Here is a 17,827-nt window from a genome sequence, read left to right as displayed (position 1 = left end):
GGTTTTAGGGAATAATATAAAGAGAAAGGTAGTGAATATGAATTGACTGGAGGAATTACATACTTAAACGGTATAAAACAATCTGATGATTCAATAAATCAAAGTTTATTTACTCTAGGGTATATAGATAAAAATAAAAAAACTGCACAAGAAAAGTTAGAATTAATATTGTGTAAACCTGATGGTACTGAGTTAGTAGTATTATATGAAGCATTTAATATTAGTACTTCAATGGTTTTTAAAGATATGGATAGTATAGTATTTAATATACCATATTATTTATCGCAACAGTATCAACAAATTAAGAATCCTAATTGGGATTTAATTAAAGATGGATACTTGGTAAAAGTAAATAATCAAAAAATGTTTATAATTACTGAAGTAGAAGAATACGGCGATGATAAAGATATTAAAACTGTAACCTGTAGTAGTAGAGAGTGGTTACTTGGAAAAAGAATGTTAAGAAACTTTCAGGGAACAAGACAGTTATATAAAAGTGCTGGTGATGGAACAATTGCCAGAATATCTTATTCTTTAGATGGAGTTAACTATGTTGATTATACTGACCCATTTGAAACAGAAGATAATAAAGACATAGGAGTAAAAATATATGACAGTACAAATACCTTAATAAGTTTTTGTGTATGGAATAATAATAAATTATTACAAGTACCAGATGTACTTATAACATATGAGGCAACTGATGTAGTAAATAAAAAAATACAAGTAACTATGAAGATTATTGCTGAAACTGGGGAAGGTATAATGAATCTTCTCGAACAGCAAACAAGTTGGAAAGTTGGTTTCATTGATAATGCTATAAGAGAAGATAGTTCAACTGGACAAGATCATAGGGTCTATAGAACATTTAGTGTATCTGAAAAATCATGGCTGGCATTTATTAAAGAGGATATTCAGCAAAGTTTTAATTGTGTTGTAACATTTGATACTGTAAATAAACTGATCAATTTCTATAGTATAGATACCTTAACATCAAACAAAGGATTGTACATATCTGAAGAAAATTATTTAAAATCTATAAAAAAACATACTAAAGATGATGAAATTGTAACTAGATTAAGTATATATGGAAAAGATAATCTAACAATAGCAAGCGTTAACCCTACGGGTAAGGTGTATGTAGAAAATTTTATTCGCTATAGGACTCTTGATTATATGCCACAGGATTTATTAGATGCTTTGGATAATTATGATACTTTAATAGCAAATAATACACCTATATTCTACAATTTACTTCAACAACAAAATAATTTATTTAACATGAGTATTCAATTAAATAACCAATTAGTAGATTTACAATTTCAATTAACAAGAGCTCAAGATGCTATAGATGCAGCAATACAAGCTTCTCCCCAAGGAAATGAAACCACTCCAACTGTAGTAACTGGTACTGGACAACAGGGGTTTGATGTTACAGCAGAGTTGACAGTAAATTTTGATGATATACAACCTACAGATTTAACTAGTTTAAATGATGCTAAAGCACAAATACAAGCACAAATAGATACTAAGAATCAAGAAATAACTAATAACACCAATGCTTTAAATTCTAAAAATCAAGAAATTCAAGATTTAGCTAATATTTTAGCTAAAGAAAATAATTTTACACATCAGCAATTAGAATTATTAGATGAGTTTGTTAAAGAAAAAACTTGGTCGAATGAAAATTATACCGATCCAAGAGATTTAATGGCAGCAGGAGAGAGTGCTTTAGATAAAATATCACAACCAATTATTGAATTTGATATTGAGTTAGTAGATTTGCTTAATATTGTTGAGTGTCAGCACGATTGGGATAAATTAAACATAGGAGATATAATAAATGTAGACTACTCTAAATTTAATGTTTCAATTGAACTTAGAATAATGAAAATTGAACATAAAATAGATGATAATACATTAAGTATTACTGTTAGCAATAAGGATGAAACAGACAACACTCAGAAATATTTGTCTGATATTATGAGTATGACGCAACAAACAGCAGCTACATTAGATATATTTAAGCATGAGTGGGATTTAAGTAGTAGTAATCAAGATTTAATATCTAATATAATGAATAATGCTTTGGATTCTGCTAAAAATAGGGTATTAGGTGGAAGAAAACAAAATACTTCTATTGATGAAAGAGGAATTATCCTCAAGGATATGGATAGTGACCAAGAACAGTTGCGTATGCTTAATAATGTAATAGCTTTCACTCAAGATGGTTGGCAGAGCTGTAGTCTTGCTATTACTCCAAAAGGTATTGTAGGTCAGGAAATTTACGGTAAAATCATTGGTTCTAATAAGCTTGTTATCACCAATATGAATGATCAAGGGGAATCCTCATTTCTTGTAGATGGTGAACATATGAAGGCTATAAATATGGATTTATCGCTAGAGAATAAGACTCATTTAAATAGATTATATCTAAATCCAGACGTAGGAATAAAAATACAGAAACGACCTACTATTGGAGATGAGTGGAAGGATGCACTTTATCTTGATAATTCAGGAGAAATATGGGCTAAAGCATTTCATGTTATAAATACAAATTCTATCTTAGATGATACAGGCTTAAAGATATTTAATGGTAATATTACTGTATATAACGGTGCAGACGCTAATAGTGATATAGTGTTTAATGTAAACAACAACGGAGAATCAGATGCTTTTGGTAGGTTTAGAGTATTCAGATACAGTGGAACAAGTAAAGTTACACTAGCGGATATGTATAAGGATGATTCCAAGGGTGGAAAAATAATGCTAAATGACTGGAATGGTAATATAAATGCTTTTCTAGGTTCAGCCCCAGACACAAGCTATACAGGTGGATTTTTAAAGTTATATAATGGTTCTACATCAAAAGAAAGAGTAGAAATTGGTACATATGCTTCAAACGATATGGGAGTTATCAATATAAAAAATAATAACAGTAAGCCTATTGTTGAGATTAATGGTAATAACAATGGTGGAACAATTAATCTAAAAAATGCCAATCAAAAAACTCAAATACATATTTCATCGATGGATGATACGGGTGTTAATCAAGGAATTATTCAATTATATGGTGAAGACAACAATATTAAATTAACTTTAAAAGCTAAAAGTGATAATGATAATATGTCAGAACTTGTGTCAGGCGATAGAAAAACAGGTGGTTTTATTCAACTTGCGAGTTATGATAACTCAACTAATGGTTTTATAACAATAAATAATGAGAATAACTTTGGAATGTACGATGATAGGGATTCTGCTTTTGAAATAAATAATCATATAGACGCGGTTATTATAAATCATAGAAATAAGAGTAATATAAGCTTGTCTAATGGAGGTGCACACTTTTTACTAGATAATAGGAGTAAATTTAAAATAACTCAGGGCGTGGTAGGTGACAATGGAACGATTCAAAATGCAATTGATTTTAATATTCCTTGTATTGCAGCATACGGAAATGCAAGTTTTAGTGGGATGTTAGGAGAGGTTATAAATTTAGGAAAAGACTTAGGTAATACTAACTATGTAGTAAGTATTACGCCAAACAGTAATTCAGGTGGATACATAGGGGAATACTGGTATATTAAGAACACTAATGGGTTTACTGTATATAATTCTGGTTGTGCAACAAGTGGATTTGATTATATTGTATTAGCCTATTAATTTAGGCTAATTTTTTAATTTATACTAAGAATGTGTACAGTAAGTTAGATTGCTAGAGTGATGAAAAAAGATATCTGTCTAGGGTAGACTACTTGTGTCTACTATATTGATTTAAATCCAAGTCAAGATAAAACAACGTATACTATTAGTCTAAAATGAAATTCCCACTATGTAATTTGTTGAAGAATTTTGGAATACATGGTAAAATACATAATAATTAGGGGGGGTAAAAATGATTTGTAGTAAATGTGAAAATGAAATATCAGATAACAGTATGTACTGCAACAAATGTGGACAAAAAATAAAAACAATAAGCCCATTAAGAACAAGGAAACCTAAAATAATTACAGGTATTATAGTAATTTTAATTTTAATATCAATTGGTGGTTATAATTATTATTCAAGTTTACCGCCTAAGAATGTAAAGGAAGTAGTTTACAAAGCTACTTTATTATATATTGATAACTTTGAAAAACATAAAAAGGATAACTGGTCAGTGCCTACAGATGAAGAAAATAAGAATATGCTTGAATTTTGTGATTTAATAAAAAACAATGCAAGTAGCACTCCTGAAGAATTAGCTATCAGAAAAGGGCTATTAGAGTTAAGTATAAGCTATATTTCAGATGCCCATAATAAACTTATTGGTGAAAGTTATGGCGCAGATTATAATAAAAGGCTTAAAGAACTTAAAGATTTACTAAACAAAAAATAGTGTGAAAAGAATTAATAAAATTAGTTTAAGAAGGTTAACAGCCTTCTTTTTATGTGAGATAAAATTCCAATTTTATTTATGAGGTATATGAGTTAGCAATAAGGATTTTGAAATGGCCTAAACACGTTGGAAAAGAGCGATTTGAATAACTACCAGCGGTCAAGTGATAAATCATATTATTTTCCTATTTTCATTGACGGCTGTGAATCAAATCATGAATCTTTGAGAATTGAATAGTGTGATATTTACAAAATATGTTACAATTAATTGAAAGATAAATAGTAATTTGACAAAGGAGAAGAAATAAAGAATGAAGAAGTGTATTTTTTGCAGAAAAGATAAAAATGATGAAGATTTTAACAAAGAACATATTATTTTAGATTCCCTTGGTGGAAGAGGGAGCGAAAATATATTTTACAATGTATGTATTATATGCAATGGTATGTTGGGAAATAAAGTAGATTCACTTTTAGCCAATAAAGAAATCATGAAATATATGAGGTTTCTATTTAAAATTAAAGGTCGAAATGGTGTGCCTAATCCATTTGATTCCGAGGTTAAATATGCAGAAACATCAATTGTAGGTAAATTGCAAACAAATAAGCAAGGAGATATTATTGGATTCCGTGGGAGTCATAAAAGAATTGAAAGTAAAAATAGTATACTAATTTGCGGGCCTAAAAAAAATTTTGCTAAGTATGTACAAAGCCAGTTGAAAGCTAACCATTATCCAATACTATCAGAAGAAGAGATTAATAATAATTTAATAGATTTAGGCAACCCGAAAATACCTCATATTGAGTACATTGAATTACCTGAAGAAGTTGATAAAAGTTACATTGAAACTACTTTTCCAGCTATGCTAAAAATGGCATACGAATTTAGTTTTATTAAACTTGGCGAAAAATATCTTGATGATCCAATAGCCATTGACATCAGCAATTCCTTCATGGAGATAATTGAAAATGAGGATATTCCATTTAAAATACCTACTAACGCTTGTGTAGATTACTTAAAACAACCAAACAATGAAATTTCACTAACTTTATATACAAGCAATTCCCAAATATATGTTGAGATTAATATATATGGACTATTTTGGGGAAATATATGCATGTCAGAAAATGCTAATAATTATGAGGAAATTAAAAAGCAAACATTAAAGATAAAAATTGACTCAGACGCATTAGACAAAAATATACTAAAATTTTCTGACATATGCGGACAGTGAACTTTTCAATGTTTTGATGAAGTTAATAAAAGCATGCAAGAAACAGCCAAATTCCAATTTAAGGTCGAGTATTATATAAATAGTAATTTAGTGAGTAGTTTAAAGAACAAGTAACAAGCTCTCTACAAATTTAAAATAAGAAGGAAAAAAGAATGCATTGTATTTATTGTAATAAAGAAATCATTAATGACAAAAGACCACATGGAGATACTGATTATTCAAAAGTATATAGGAGTAGTGAACATATCATTCAGAATGCAATTGGAGGCAAGTTAGAGTCAGAAAAAATTTGTTGTGATAGATGTAACTTTCATATAGAAGAATTAATCGATAAAGACTTTTGTGATATTTTTGTTCCATTTATATCAGGTATAAAGGATTTTAAAAAGACTAATAATCCCAATAGTGAGCCTAAATATTCAGGATATGCAATATATAATAAAGATAATGAAAATAAAATGGTATTTGCTGATGTAATTAAAAAATCAAAAGTAAGGAAGAGTAGTGAACTAATTAGAATAGAAAAAGAAGTTGGAACAGAAGGCCTCAACGGACGGATAAGAAATTACCTTAATGAAATGAGGGTTGTTTTTGAAAATTTTAATTTGAATAGTAATGCTTTTAAGCAAGGGCTATCCAAAATCGCATATAATTATGCAATTTATTTAGGGATTAATCCTAAAAACATTTCTAGCACATGTGATGTTACATTAGATGATAAAGATAAAGAACTCTTGGGTATTCATTTTAATACAATAGTAGTACCATTTGTTCCAGGAAATGAATTTGATAATTTTATAGAATTACATACAAAATTTACCTTATTTCATAATCTAATTCTATTTGGACATGGAAACGAGCTTTGGTGCTATATTGACCTGTTTAATACATTTCAGTATTATGTTAGATTAAGTGAAAATTATGAACAAGATATAAGATATAAAATATATGGACAAGAATTTCAGTATATTCAATCTAAGATGGATAATACACATATGTATAAAGATATAATTATGGAAAAGGTAAAGGAATATGCAGCATTAGGATATAAATATGTAGATGCTTTTAGTTATAATTTTTACATTAATCAAAATAAATTAAATAATAACTTTAGGATAGAAAACCCATTAAAAAAAATTGATGAAAGAAGATATAGTCTTATTTTATATCCATTGTGGATAGCACAAGCTAAAGATAAAAAAGAAATGGCTGAATATGCAACTGAAAAATACAGGCAATTAAATCAATATCTAATAAAAGATAATTTTACTATATCAGATGATGAATTTTTTAGTATGTCAAGAGAAAACCAAGAAAAGTTTTTAGAATTGTATTTAAATTCCATGAAACCAAACGAAGAAGGAAGGTAAGTTATTAATAGTGAAATACTAAAATGAACAATCATTTAGAAATAAATAGCCAATAAAGATATGATAAGAGACATAAGAATGAGAAACAAACAGACAAATTCCAATTTAATGGTGAGGTTATAAGCCACTATTATATTATTAGTAGCCTAAAAAAATTAATAAAAGATTTAGATATCGCACTATTCAGAAGAAGTGAATTTGCAATATTTTTTATTGCGTAATATAAAAATATGTTCTAGCTCTTGTAAACTTATAGTAACTAGACAATCTTTTTATATGGTGTCCTGATTCGGGACACCTTTATTTTTGAATAAATTTTTAGTTTTATTTTAGTAGACTCCTATTGCTATAAAAATATAGAATAGGTTATATTATATTTAGTTTCTTGAGCGGTAAAAGATTTAAATATCTTACTTCCAAGAGTAATAGCAACATCTATATAAAGTAAAAAAAGCATTACTGCCTTTAAATTGATAAACAATATAAGAATATTGTTTATCAATTTAAAAAGACATCAAGTTATATATATCCTTTATCTACCTAATTTTAATATTATTTATCTTATATTCTTCTTTCTTACCATCCGTAAGCTTTGTTTGGATTTCCATAATCTTTTCTTGAGGATATACTTTTACTCCATCAATTTTAAAAATGAGAACTTTAATCCTCCAATTATCTTCTATTGCAGAAGCATTTTCACCGGCACTCCATTTTATTTTTTCATCAACATAATCTAATAATTGAATAGATAATACTTTCGATTTAATTTCTTTTAAATAATTAATATTGCTTTTATTGTTAATCCATTCTTCAGTAAATATATCATTTAAGGACTCTGGATGTTCAAATACATAATCATTTGTTCCTGGGTTACTTATGAAGCCAATCAAATCTTTTATTTTGTCAAATCCTCTTCCAGCAACCAAATCATAATAAATCTTTTTATATTTATCCTTCTGCCATTGAAAATAAATACTTTCATCGCCGCTACCATATAACCTATTATCTATAACTAATTCAGGCACTTTATCACCAGTTATATCTTTAAAATAAAATCCACTGTAAAAGCCATAAAATATAGTTTTATATTTAAAACCGTCCCATTGAAAAATATGTATATCATTTTCATGTGTTAGACTTCCCCAAGTTACTATTTCAGGTATATTATCGCTATTTACATCTGCAATAATAATATTTAACTTCATAAATGTAGCATAAGGAGATATGTAGTTAAAATTCTTTCTACTTGATTTTAGGGCATATGTTTTTCCATTATGTTGAGTTATATCCACTATGTATCCTTGATTTTTTTCATCTGCCAATATTTTTATTTTATCGTTAACACCATCTCCTGTGGTGTCTTTTTCTATTGTCTCAATTAATTTAAAAGTATTAGAAGAAACATTTGCATAAACCTTTTCAAAACTGTTTAGCATGGTAGCTTGAACTAAAATAATAATTAAAAATAAACTTTTAAAGCATTTAAGTTTTTTCATACTATAATCTGGCTTCCTTTCAACTCACATATGCTTTAGTATATGTGAAAAAGGACATTAGTATTTAAACCAATGCCCCTTAAAAGAAATTATTTTTACTAAACAATATTTTACTGTTGTGTCGTAACAAGTTACAAATTCCACCTAACTATAAAATAAATTATACCATAGTATTCTAGAAAATAGTTGCTTTTCAGTGCATTTTGACAATGAAAATGAATATAGAGAAAAAACTCTATATCAAAAAGTCAAAGAAGCTGAAATTTGGGAAGAGATTGAAAAGGCTAAGGCTAAAAAGAGAATGGAACTCACACAATTTGGGAAAAATACGGCTACTGTCAATTGGTCGGAGCCGCAAGAAAAAGGCGAAACATATAATATAGTAGCTAAGAAAGTAGGCATAAGCAGTGGTTCAACTTATAGAAGAGCCAGGTCTGCAGTAAAAGAAATTGATAAACTCAGGAAGCAGGATTCACCAAAATTGGAGAGTCGCCTGAACATATTGATTTATCTATTGGTGAAGATTTATCTAATAAAGACTTACTGGATTTTCTTTTATGAAAGTTTCTCCTTCTTCAGATGATAAATCTAAAAGTGCAAATATTTTCGTTGGTGGCAAATCCGACATCGCTGTCGTATTTGAAAATTCGTTAGCTGCCCTCATAAATTTCCTTGCTGTTCTGTCAGTAAAATTAACTTTTTCCTTTCGGTATTTTCCCTACACATTTAATGCTGTGGTATATTTAACTGAACCATTTTCTATAAGCTCCTGAAGTTCTGGTGATAAGGTTTGAAGTTTTTTTAGTCTTTGAATAGTCCTAACATCTACTCCCAATTCTTTAGCTATGTCTTCTTGTGTAATCCGAACCGAATTTTTCGGTTGGGAAGTACCTGCACTTCCTTGTCTAATACCACATAACTTTTCATACTCCACAAAGACTTTACCCTGCTTAACTGGATTATTCTTAAGTCTGCCAAAGTTAGTAGCCAAGAGTTTCTTTAGTTTTTCCTCTTCTTCAATTAAATCCTCCCTTATTATTACTGGTACTAAACATAATATAGAATTCAAAGAAATTGCTTTAGCTTACGAAGATAAAGATGACATAATTCAATGGATGGTTGATACACAATTAGGGAGAAGAAATTTAACACCTATTCAAAGAATAGCTATAGCTGAAAAATATAGACCTATATTTGTAAAGAAAGCTAAGGAAAACAAATCTCAAAATGGAGGAGATAATCCTCAGCCTTTGCCAAAATTGACAAAGCCCGAAGATGCAATCAATACTCGTTCTGAATTAGCTCGTATAGCAGGTGTTTCTAATGATACATATAGTAAAGGTAAAAAAATTCTTGAAAGTGACAATGAAGATGTTAAACAGAAGGTTATAAATGGGGAGCTTAAAATTAATACAGCTTATAATGAATTATTTGGCAAAAAGAAAGAGGTTACAAAAGTTAATCATCTAAATCAACAAGATAGTGATAAAATAAATACTCAAGGTATTTCCAACGAAAGTTTCTCTCAACAAGAGGACATTAAAGAAAATGGTTTAATTAACCCTCCAGTAGTAACGCCTGACAATGTGCTTATTGCAGGAGAAAGAAGGGTACGAGCCTGTGAATATGCAGGTTATAATCAAATTGAAGTTAGGGTTATGTCTGTCAAGGATAATGAACATCAACTTAAGATGGAAATCTCAGAAAATGAGAATAGGAAGGAGTTTACTTTTTCTGAAAGGATTGATTGGGCTAAGAGGCTTGAGAGGATTGAAAAAGCTAAGGCTAGGGAAAGGCAAAAACAGAGTAAAAATATTGTATCAGAAGAAAAAGGAGAAGCAGCGGCTATAACGGCTAAAAAATCCGGTTTTGGAAGTAAAGAAACATACCGTCAGGCAAAGTACATATATGAAAATGCCTCGAAAGAACTAATCGGGCAACTTGATGAAGGTAGAATAAGTATTAATAAGGCTTATACCACTCTTAAGCAGGAGAAAGAGGAGTTACAACAAGACTTTAAAGAAATATGTGGAAAATTCGGTATAAAAATATGATTAAGATATTGCATAAAGTCAATAATCTTTAATGGAGGTTGATTTTATGTTAATTTTTAAGTTTAAGCATGAACCCGAATTTCAGAACTATCTAATAGATAAAGGCGAAGAACACTTCGGTTTTAAGATAATAGGCCAAGAAGTTCCAATTACAATTGTTAACTATAAAGATTTGAAAAGACTTAAAGAATTAGAACCTACGAAAAAAACAGACAAGCTATGGGCAGATTTAGTTGGTATGGATAGTGAATATATTTATATTATTGAGGTAAAGTCTTACGATATGAACTATAGGGATTTTGAAAAGTTCAAGATGGCAGTAAATAACCTAAAATGTCACAAAAAAGTGATAGGAATAGTTGTATCAACGTTTATAAGTTCGAAAATGAAAGAAGTGATACAAGGCGAAGAGAACATGCGTATAAAGATAATTGAAGATGCTGTACTAGATAGAAGTTTAGCGCATCGGTTACATGATACTAAAAGAAAAATAAAAGGACTTCCCATTGAGTTAACAGGGGCATTAATCTTAGGTCAATGTAATATAGACGTAAAATGTTCAAAAAGTTGCATAATACGAGATGAACATACAGTTGTTTTTAGATTTAGGTTTAAAAACAATTTTGGTATAAATGTGATGTATAAAAGGCATAGCGGGTTCTGGGAACCATTATTAGGTTTAAATTATGCTATATTAAAATATTATAAAAAAACTGATTTAGACCCAATTCAAGGATATGTGAATACTAAACCATATAAACTTATGGATATATTTAACTATTTAAAAAGTGTAAGTTCTTTAGAAAGTTATGATGTTATTACAAAAAAGATTGAAGATATAAGCAATAAATGCGGTGATAGAAGATATCACCTAATTACTAAGCTATAAGAAATAGTTCATTATTAAGTATAGTTTTTTATGAATTTATAGCTAAAAATAAAAGGCAGCAGGATTATAATATCAGTCCTCTGCCTTTTCTTCATTATCTGAATCAATAATATCAACAATATCACTAAATTTAATACTATTATCTAATTGCTTGAAGGCTTTATATATAGCTTCTAGTTGATCTAATTCTATTCTTTTAACTTTTTCATAATACAAACTACTTATAGTAGCGGGTCTGATACCTGATACAGATGCTAGCCATGCTTGATTTTTCTTATATTTTCCTAATAGATCACTTATATAAATTTTAATCATAGTATACAATCTCCTATAAACAATTAATAATACGATTTTATAAGTTATATTATACTATATATTGGTAATAAGTCAATAGTTTTCGTAAAAAAATTACTTCTAGAGTAATAAAATTACTTGATTTGTTACGGTAGGAGTAATATAATTAAATTAGCGGTAAGAGAATTACTTGAATAAAAAAAGTACCCAACCCATAAAGATTGAATACTCTAACTCGCAATTAAAGTATATCACTTTCAGGTATGGGAAGCAATAAAGATTTAAGGTAGGTGATTAAGATATGGATATAAAGATTTTAAAACAATTTATAGTGTTTGCTACAGTTTTTAGGATAGACATCAACTTTTATAATCTAAAAAAATACAAACAATGCTGTAAGAGTATTAATGTATGATAACTTAAACAAACAATCTAGCAATGGAAGTGGGGGAATTTATAAATGGAGAAAGTATATTATTACGAAACAAATATTCTTGACAAATGGGGAGTTAACATCTGGGGATTGACTACAAATTTTGAGGAAGCAAAAAGATTAGGTGTAAAATATAGATTGGCCAGTTATCTTGATCTCGTAGATTCAATACGTTTTGGGTTTGAACTATTTAGAGATTGCTTCGTAGAAATAGAGGATGGTGTCGCTCAATTCAGCAATATTACAAATGAGTACATAATGCTTTGGGACAGGGCAGCTTTAGAACATGACGAAAAATACGCTAATGCATCGTGGGCAGAAGAATTAGCAGCGGCTTATGAAGCAGCAGGATTTTAAATTAAAATTTTATTAAGTAGTGGAGGAATATATGATGATAAAAAATGGAGATTTATTAAGAGTAAAAGAAGATGAGGTTACAATTTATAAGATTCTACTGGAGGAAAGAGTAAGAAACGGTAAGATGGAACGACTATTAAGATATACGACATCTTTGCAAGAAGTACAAGGTACAGCAGGTATTAGTTACAGTATAGCTACATTAGAAGATGCGAATAGTATAGCCGAGATCAATAGTGAGGAACTTAATACAGATACTATTTTAGTTGCAGAAGGAAAGGCAATAGCTATTAAGAAGCTGGTTGAATATGATGAGTTCTACGATGAATATATCTATTCTGAGTCTTGGAAATTAACAGCATAAATACATACATCTAAAGGATACACATATTTTGTGTACCCTTTTTAGTTTGTTCATAGCAATCCCCTTGAACATTCAAGCTAATTTTAACTCGGTTAACTTATGATCCTACTGTAAACTTTTATGTTTAATATGCCCTCTATAGGCTTGTAAGCTTCACGTGGGTAGACCTAGAACACATTAAAAAGAAGGTAGTTACTGAATTTAGAAATCGCCAACTCTGGCGATAAGGTATTCATGAAACAAATAATAAAAACAAGTGATATTAACACGTTAACTGCACAAAATTTTATGAGAGTAGCAAATGAGTTTTCAAATACGAAAGCGATTTCGGATTTGGGTATAACAAAAGTATATGCATTACTAGACTTACCATATGAAGAAAGAGAAACTTTCATAAAAGAAAATCCAGTAAATGAAATGACTACTAGGGAATTGCAGCAAGCAATTAAAGAAAAGAAGCAATTAGAGGAAACAAATAAACTTCTTGAAAAAAGTTTTAATGAGTTAAGTGAGAAATATAATCTGGTTTAGATAAATAATTAGAGATAACTTATTTATAGAGTACAGTATTTAGTTGAGGTTAAGAGTTGAAACCTACATTAGCCATTACGGTGAACTATGAAAAGAGTATTGTAGCAGAGCTTATGGTGTGTTTGTAATACATCAAGTTCCATACCACTGTTATAATTTACGATACGACACAAAAGTTGAATTTGGGTGAAATTTTTAAATAATAAACAATAACTGACGATTAAGTCGATATTTTTCTCGAATAACTCCTGTATACTTCTGTTTTCTTTAAATTACTTTGGTGCATATTTAATATTGTTTATTAAATTGTGAGTATTTATGATAATTTATAATGTTTGCGATAAGGGTATAGTGAGTAATTATATAGTTATATTTACTGCAGCAAGGTTATTTAAAAACATGTTGTATTACTAGATGAGATCAGTAATAAATTTAGATAATAATAGAAATATTAGACCTATAGGAAATAAATCAAGAGTAAGAATACCCTATGTTAGAATTAAAAGATAAAATTTTGTGTAATATTTTTATATTTTTACATGGCTTAAAAGGAAATTTACCTTCTTTTTAAATGCTAAATTAAATAATTATGCTTTTAGAATTACTAATGATAAATATTAAAAACTATTTACAAGTTAAATTAACGATAATGTTAATAAAAATAACATTATTGCTTTAAAATAGGTGTAATGGTAATATATTCTCATATGTAGAAAAATTGATAATTTATAAGAAGTTTTACATATATAATAAAGCATAATAAGGATAAATTATTTTAATTAACTATTTTTAATTGAGAGGGTGTTTTTGAATGAAAAAGACTAAACTATTGGTTATGTCAGTTATTTTAGGTACAAGCTTATTATTTTCAACTAATGTATTTGCTAAAAACAACATAAATTTAATTAGATTGTCAGGGTCTAATAGATATGATACTTCTAGTGCTATCGTTACTAAAGGTTGGACTCAATCTGATTATGCTATTTTGGTTAATAGTCAAAACTTTCCTGATGCTATAACTAGTTCTCCTTTAGCTAAGAAATATAATGCACCAATTCTTTTAACTGATCCTAATGCTTTGACCGATTCTACTAAACAAAAATTACAACAATTAGGTGTTAAAAATGTATTTATCATCGGTGGAACAGGAGTTGTGTCTAATGATGTTGGAAATACTCTTGAAGGTATGGGTATTAGCACAAAACGTATATGGGGACAAGATAGGTATGAGACTTCAGTTAATGTTGCTAAAGAATTAGGTACTTCCAAAGGAGTATTTGTTGTTTCAGGACAAACTTGGGAAGATGCATTGAGTGTTGCACCAATTGCTGATAAATTGTCTTATCCTATTATTCTTACAGGTTCCAATCAAGTATCTGATACAGTTATAAATTTTGTTAATAACCAAGTAAAAGCTAACAATGGAGAAGTTAATGTTGTAGGTGGAACAGATACAATAAATAGTAATGTAGTCAGTGAATTAAATCCTACAAAAGTGTTCAATCAATCAACCAAATATGATAGAAATTTAGCATTGATAAATAATTACAAAGATAAATTAGATTTAAGTAATGTATATATGGCTAGTGATAAAGGATTTGCTGATGCATTAAGTGGAAGTGCTTTGGCAGGATTAAATGGAAATCCAATAATTTTAGTTGGTGATAGTAATCAAGGAACGGTTAATAATTTTGTGAATAATGGAACTATTAATGTAAATATTATTACAGCTTTAGGTGGAAGTGGGGTTATGCCTGATAATTTAGTAAGTGGAATTATTAATGGTACTGCCACTAATGTTACTAATACAAGTCCTACAATGCCTGTAACACCAACAACTACACCAAGTTCTAATGTGAGTGATAGTAATTCATATAAACAAGTTACTGATACTCTTGTAAAAATAAGTGATGAACAAGCCATAGAAGATAATTTTGATAATTTTTATAAATTTACTCAGAATGATACCTTACAAAATACACTTAAAACAATGTATAGTGAATTAAAAGATAATATTGATTCTGTGTATTTTCAAGTACATGATACAGATGCAGAAGTTTACTTTGTAAAAAATGCAGTTGGTATTCAAGCCAATGGAGATATAGGTTTTGTGTATAATAAAGCAACAAACAGTTTAACTTTATTATTAGGTAATGTTAGTATGTATGATAAAAATGTTAGAGCTAAAGTAGCATCGGATGCTTTAAATGCTTTTCCAGATAAATATAAGTTATTCATGATGAATGATATTCTTATTGGAGCTGAACATAATACTAATGATTTAACAACTTATAATGATAAATTGATAAAAGCAATGTTATATAAACAAGAAACAGAAATCAGTAGTGGTAGTAAAAATACTGTTTATGGGAATGCTTATAGAAATATAACAGTGAATAAAGATGGTAAATTAAAAGATATGATAATGATTGAACAGTCTTTTGATAAATAAAATTATATTCAAATGTTAAATTGATTAAATAGTATAGATAAAATAAAGGAAATTCAAGTATGTTTGCATGTATTTGAGGTTCTCTTATTTTGATTAAAAGTAGGTGATTGGCATCACAAATAATAAAATAATCAATAAACGTAGGTAAGATTACTTAATTATACATTTTTAGCAGGAAATATGACACCTTCTATCGAATATTAATGGTATTTGATGGGAGGTGTTTTTATTGGATGTGAATAAAGTAACTGATAAATATTATAAGAGAGTAGCCAGTGAGTTCTTAAAAGATAAAAATTATAATAAAGTGCAGTATGAAAATATTAGAAAAATATATAAAGATATTGCTGAATATTATAATAACAGAATTAAAGAAGATAAAGATTTTGATATTAAAATTGAGAAATTAAGGCTTGAAAGAAATTTTGGTAAACAGGTAGGTATAGCAACAAATTATAATATTGCATTTTATATTGCTATATTATGTCCACTAGTTGTATTAATAGTACAGGAATCATTAGAAAATTTTAAATCTAATTATAAGTTTATTGGCATTATAGGTGTAATTATTATGATATTTGTTCTAGTTTTTATGTTTATGAGAGAATCAGATAAAGTTAATCCGAGAGAATTGATGATACTTTTATCACTTGAAGTTTTAGATGATATGGAAAAGCAAAACCAATCAAAAAGTAATTCATCATTCGATGAAGTTGCAGCTACTAGGGATGAAGTTATAGAAAAAGATATTGTTAGTAAAAGGAATAATAGAGGGATGGGATGGATATTAAATATTATTCCTATAATAAATATTGTAAGAAAGAAATAGTATTTAATTATTGGGTGCTTATTTTACATAATAAAATTGTGATTAGTTAAAAATGTGCAATTTAGGCATATATGCAGTATGAAACACTTGTTCTTATACTGCATGTTGTGGTATCATATTCCTGTAAGAAAATTATGGGAGATGATATTATAGGACTATCAAATAGAAAAGTAAAAGCATTAATGACTAAAGAAGAGAAAAATTTAATAATGAAAAGTAGTATTTGCGACATTGATGGAAAACTAAAAGAAGTATTAAGTTTGTTTAAAGATCGTATAGAAAATAAGGACTTAGATAAAATATTAGAATTGGATAGTGAAGTATATAAGCTAATTAAAACTAGAGATGCTGTTGAAGAAATGAGAGATACTGCATCCCTGGAGTGGTTGCAGCACAGTTATCAAGGAAATGTAAAAGAACCTTGTCAATTATGTGGAAATAGAAGGTCAGAGGAAAAATTCATTATAACTAATCGGATTAATGGCAATAAATTATCAGTAGGTTCAAGATGTATATTTAAATTCCCTAAAATGGACACTAAGTTGCATGGTGTACCAATAACGCAAGTTGCAAAATTACATAAAACTAACCCAGGAAAACTTAAAAGAATTGTTAAATTTAATGAATTATACGGTAGTGCGATAGATCTATTTAATTATTGGAAAAATAAATACAACGAATTTAATATTATATTTCCAAAATCTTATGATGATGATTTTAATAATATATTAAAGCAAGGTAGAAAAATTTATAACTCATATATTAATGGTAAAATAAATAATGATAGATTGAAAAGTTTTCAAACCTACATTGATGATTTTAGTTATCGATATAAGAAATGCAAAGAATTTTACAATGATAACAAAAATGATAAATACGTTTGTACTAAAAAAATTGCTAACTTATTAAATGATAATAATTTGAAAACAACATTAATTTATATACAGGAAAAAGGAAAAATTACAAAAGACGTAGCTAGAAACGTATATCATATTGATTTTGTAGATAGATTTAAAACTGATATAAAAAATACATTTAATAAATATAATGTTATACTAGAAAATTTAAATGATCAGCTTATAAGTTTCTCTTATGAATATAGAAGTTTTGAACCTATTTTGTTAGAAAATTCTTTAAAAAACTTTACAG

16 protein-coding genes are annotated in these 17,827 nt (G+C 28.3%); 13 read left to right on the top strand and 3 right to left on the bottom strand.

Annotated features, from left to right (window positions below):
- The first annotated feature begins 42 nt into the window (after positions 1-42).
- The 4 genes from HGI79_RS11100 to HGI79_RS11085 all read left to right on the top strand — a co-directional run bounded on the left by HGI79_RS11100 (position 43) and on the right by HGI79_RS11085 (position 6,979).
- On the top strand, positions 43-3,663 hold the full coding sequence (locus HGI79_RS11100) for a phage tail protein (RefSeq protein ID WP_185650754.1): 3,621 nt from the start codon (positions 43-45) through the stop codon (positions 3,661-3,663).
- A 232-nt stretch (positions 3,664-3,895) separates the two neighbouring features.
- Positions 3,896-4,378: a zinc-ribbon domain-containing protein gene (locus HGI79_RS11095; protein WP_185650753.1), complete on the top strand. Its 483-nt coding sequence runs from the start codon at positions 3,896-3,898 to the stop codon at positions 4,376-4,378.
- 310 nt (positions 4,379-4,688) lie between these two features.
- Entirely contained in the window at positions 4,689-5,609 is a 921-nt protein-coding gene (locus HGI79_RS11090) for an HNH endonuclease (RefSeq protein ID WP_185650752.1), read from the top strand.
- A gap of 152 nt (positions 5,610-5,761) precedes the next feature.
- Positions 5,762-6,979 carry an HNH endonuclease gene (locus HGI79_RS11085; protein ID WP_185650751.1) on the top strand — a complete coding sequence of 406 codons (1,218 nt, stop codon included), beginning with the start codon at positions 5,762-5,764 and terminating at the stop codon, positions 6,977-6,979.
- A gap of 536 nt (positions 6,980-7,515) precedes the next feature.
- On the opposite strand, the gene HGI79_RS11080 is transcribed toward HGI79_RS11085, so the two are convergent.
- Complete coding sequence (locus tag HGI79_RS11080) at positions 7,516-8,475, bottom strand: hypothetical protein (RefSeq protein ID WP_185650750.1); 960 nt, start codon at positions 8,473-8,475, stop codon at positions 7,516-7,518.
- A gap of 196 nt (positions 8,476-8,671) precedes the next feature.
- Here HGI79_RS11080 and HGI79_RS11075 point away from each other — a divergent pair, with 196 nt between their 5' ends.
- Positions 8,672-9,058: a hypothetical protein gene (locus HGI79_RS11075; protein WP_185650749.1), complete on the top strand. Its 387-nt coding sequence runs from the start codon at positions 8,672-8,674 to the stop codon at positions 9,056-9,058.
- A gap of 135 nt (positions 9,059-9,193) precedes the next feature.
- Here the strand turns inward: HGI79_RS11075 and HGI79_RS11070 are convergent, their stop codons facing one another.
- Positions 9,194-9,544 carry a hypothetical protein gene (locus tag HGI79_RS11070; RefSeq protein WP_185650748.1) on the bottom strand — a complete coding sequence of 117 codons (351 nt, stop codon included), beginning with the start codon at positions 9,542-9,544 and terminating at the stop codon, positions 9,194-9,196.
- A 46-nt stretch (positions 9,545-9,590) separates the two neighbouring features.
- Here HGI79_RS11070 and HGI79_RS22480 point away from each other — a divergent pair, with 46 nt between their 5' ends.
- Both HGI79_RS22480 and HGI79_RS11060 read left to right on the top strand, forming a co-directional pair.
- Positions 9,591-10,529, top strand: coding sequence for a ParB/RepB/Spo0J family partition protein (locus HGI79_RS22480; RefSeq protein WP_207725765.1), 939 nt, complete (start codon positions 9,591-9,593; stop codon positions 10,527-10,529).
- 46 nt (positions 10,530-10,575) lie between these two features.
- Positions 10,576-11,418: a hypothetical protein gene (locus HGI79_RS11060; protein ID WP_185650747.1), complete on the top strand. Its 843-nt coding sequence runs from the start codon at positions 10,576-10,578 to the stop codon at positions 11,416-11,418.
- A 72-nt stretch (positions 11,419-11,490) separates the two neighbouring features.
- Here HGI79_RS11060 and HGI79_RS11055 read toward each other — a convergent pair whose 3' ends face one another.
- Positions 11,491-11,733, bottom strand: coding sequence for a helix-turn-helix transcriptional regulator (locus HGI79_RS11055; RefSeq protein ID WP_185650746.1), 243 nt, complete (start codon positions 11,731-11,733; stop codon positions 11,491-11,493).
- A gap of 439 nt (positions 11,734-12,172) precedes the next feature.
- Between HGI79_RS11055 and HGI79_RS11050 the strand changes: the two genes are divergently transcribed.
- The 6 genes from HGI79_RS11050 to HGI79_RS11025 form a co-directional block, all read left to right on the top strand.
- The gene (locus HGI79_RS11050) at positions 12,173-12,502 is read left to right on the top strand and encodes a hypothetical protein (protein WP_185650745.1); all 330 of its coding nucleotides are present in this window, start codon (positions 12,173-12,175) and stop codon (positions 12,500-12,502) included.
- Between the two features lie 31 nt (positions 12,503-12,533).
- The gene (locus HGI79_RS11045; protein ID WP_185650744.1) at positions 12,534-12,866 is read left to right on the top strand and encodes a hypothetical protein; all 333 of its coding nucleotides are present in this window, start codon (positions 12,534-12,536) and stop codon (positions 12,864-12,866) included.
- A 234-nt stretch (positions 12,867-13,100) separates the two neighbouring features.
- On the top strand, positions 13,101-13,397 hold the full coding sequence (locus tag HGI79_RS11040) for a DUF3102 domain-containing protein (protein WP_185650743.1): 297 nt from the start codon (positions 13,101-13,103) through the stop codon (positions 13,395-13,397).
- An 811-nt stretch (positions 13,398-14,208) separates the two neighbouring features.
- Positions 14,209-15,849, top strand: a complete 1,641-nt coding sequence (locus HGI79_RS11035) for a cell wall-binding repeat-containing protein (RefSeq protein WP_185650742.1) — start codon at positions 14,209-14,211, stop codon at positions 15,847-15,849.
- A gap of 229 nt (positions 15,850-16,078) precedes the next feature.
- The gene (locus HGI79_RS11030; protein ID WP_185650741.1) at positions 16,079-16,678 is read left to right on the top strand and encodes a hypothetical protein; all 600 of its coding nucleotides are present in this window, start codon (positions 16,079-16,081) and stop codon (positions 16,676-16,678) included.
- A 71-nt stretch (positions 16,679-16,749) separates the two neighbouring features.
- Positions 16,750-17,827 (top strand): hypothetical protein (locus tag HGI79_RS11025; protein WP_185650740.1); only part of this gene is annotated, 1,078 nt, incomplete at its 3' end.

The sequence above is a fragment of the Clostridium sp. DJ247 genome (genome assembly GCF_014231265.1).
Note: the sequence above shows the minus strand (reverse complement) of the source record. Positions and strands in the feature narration are given on the sequence as shown.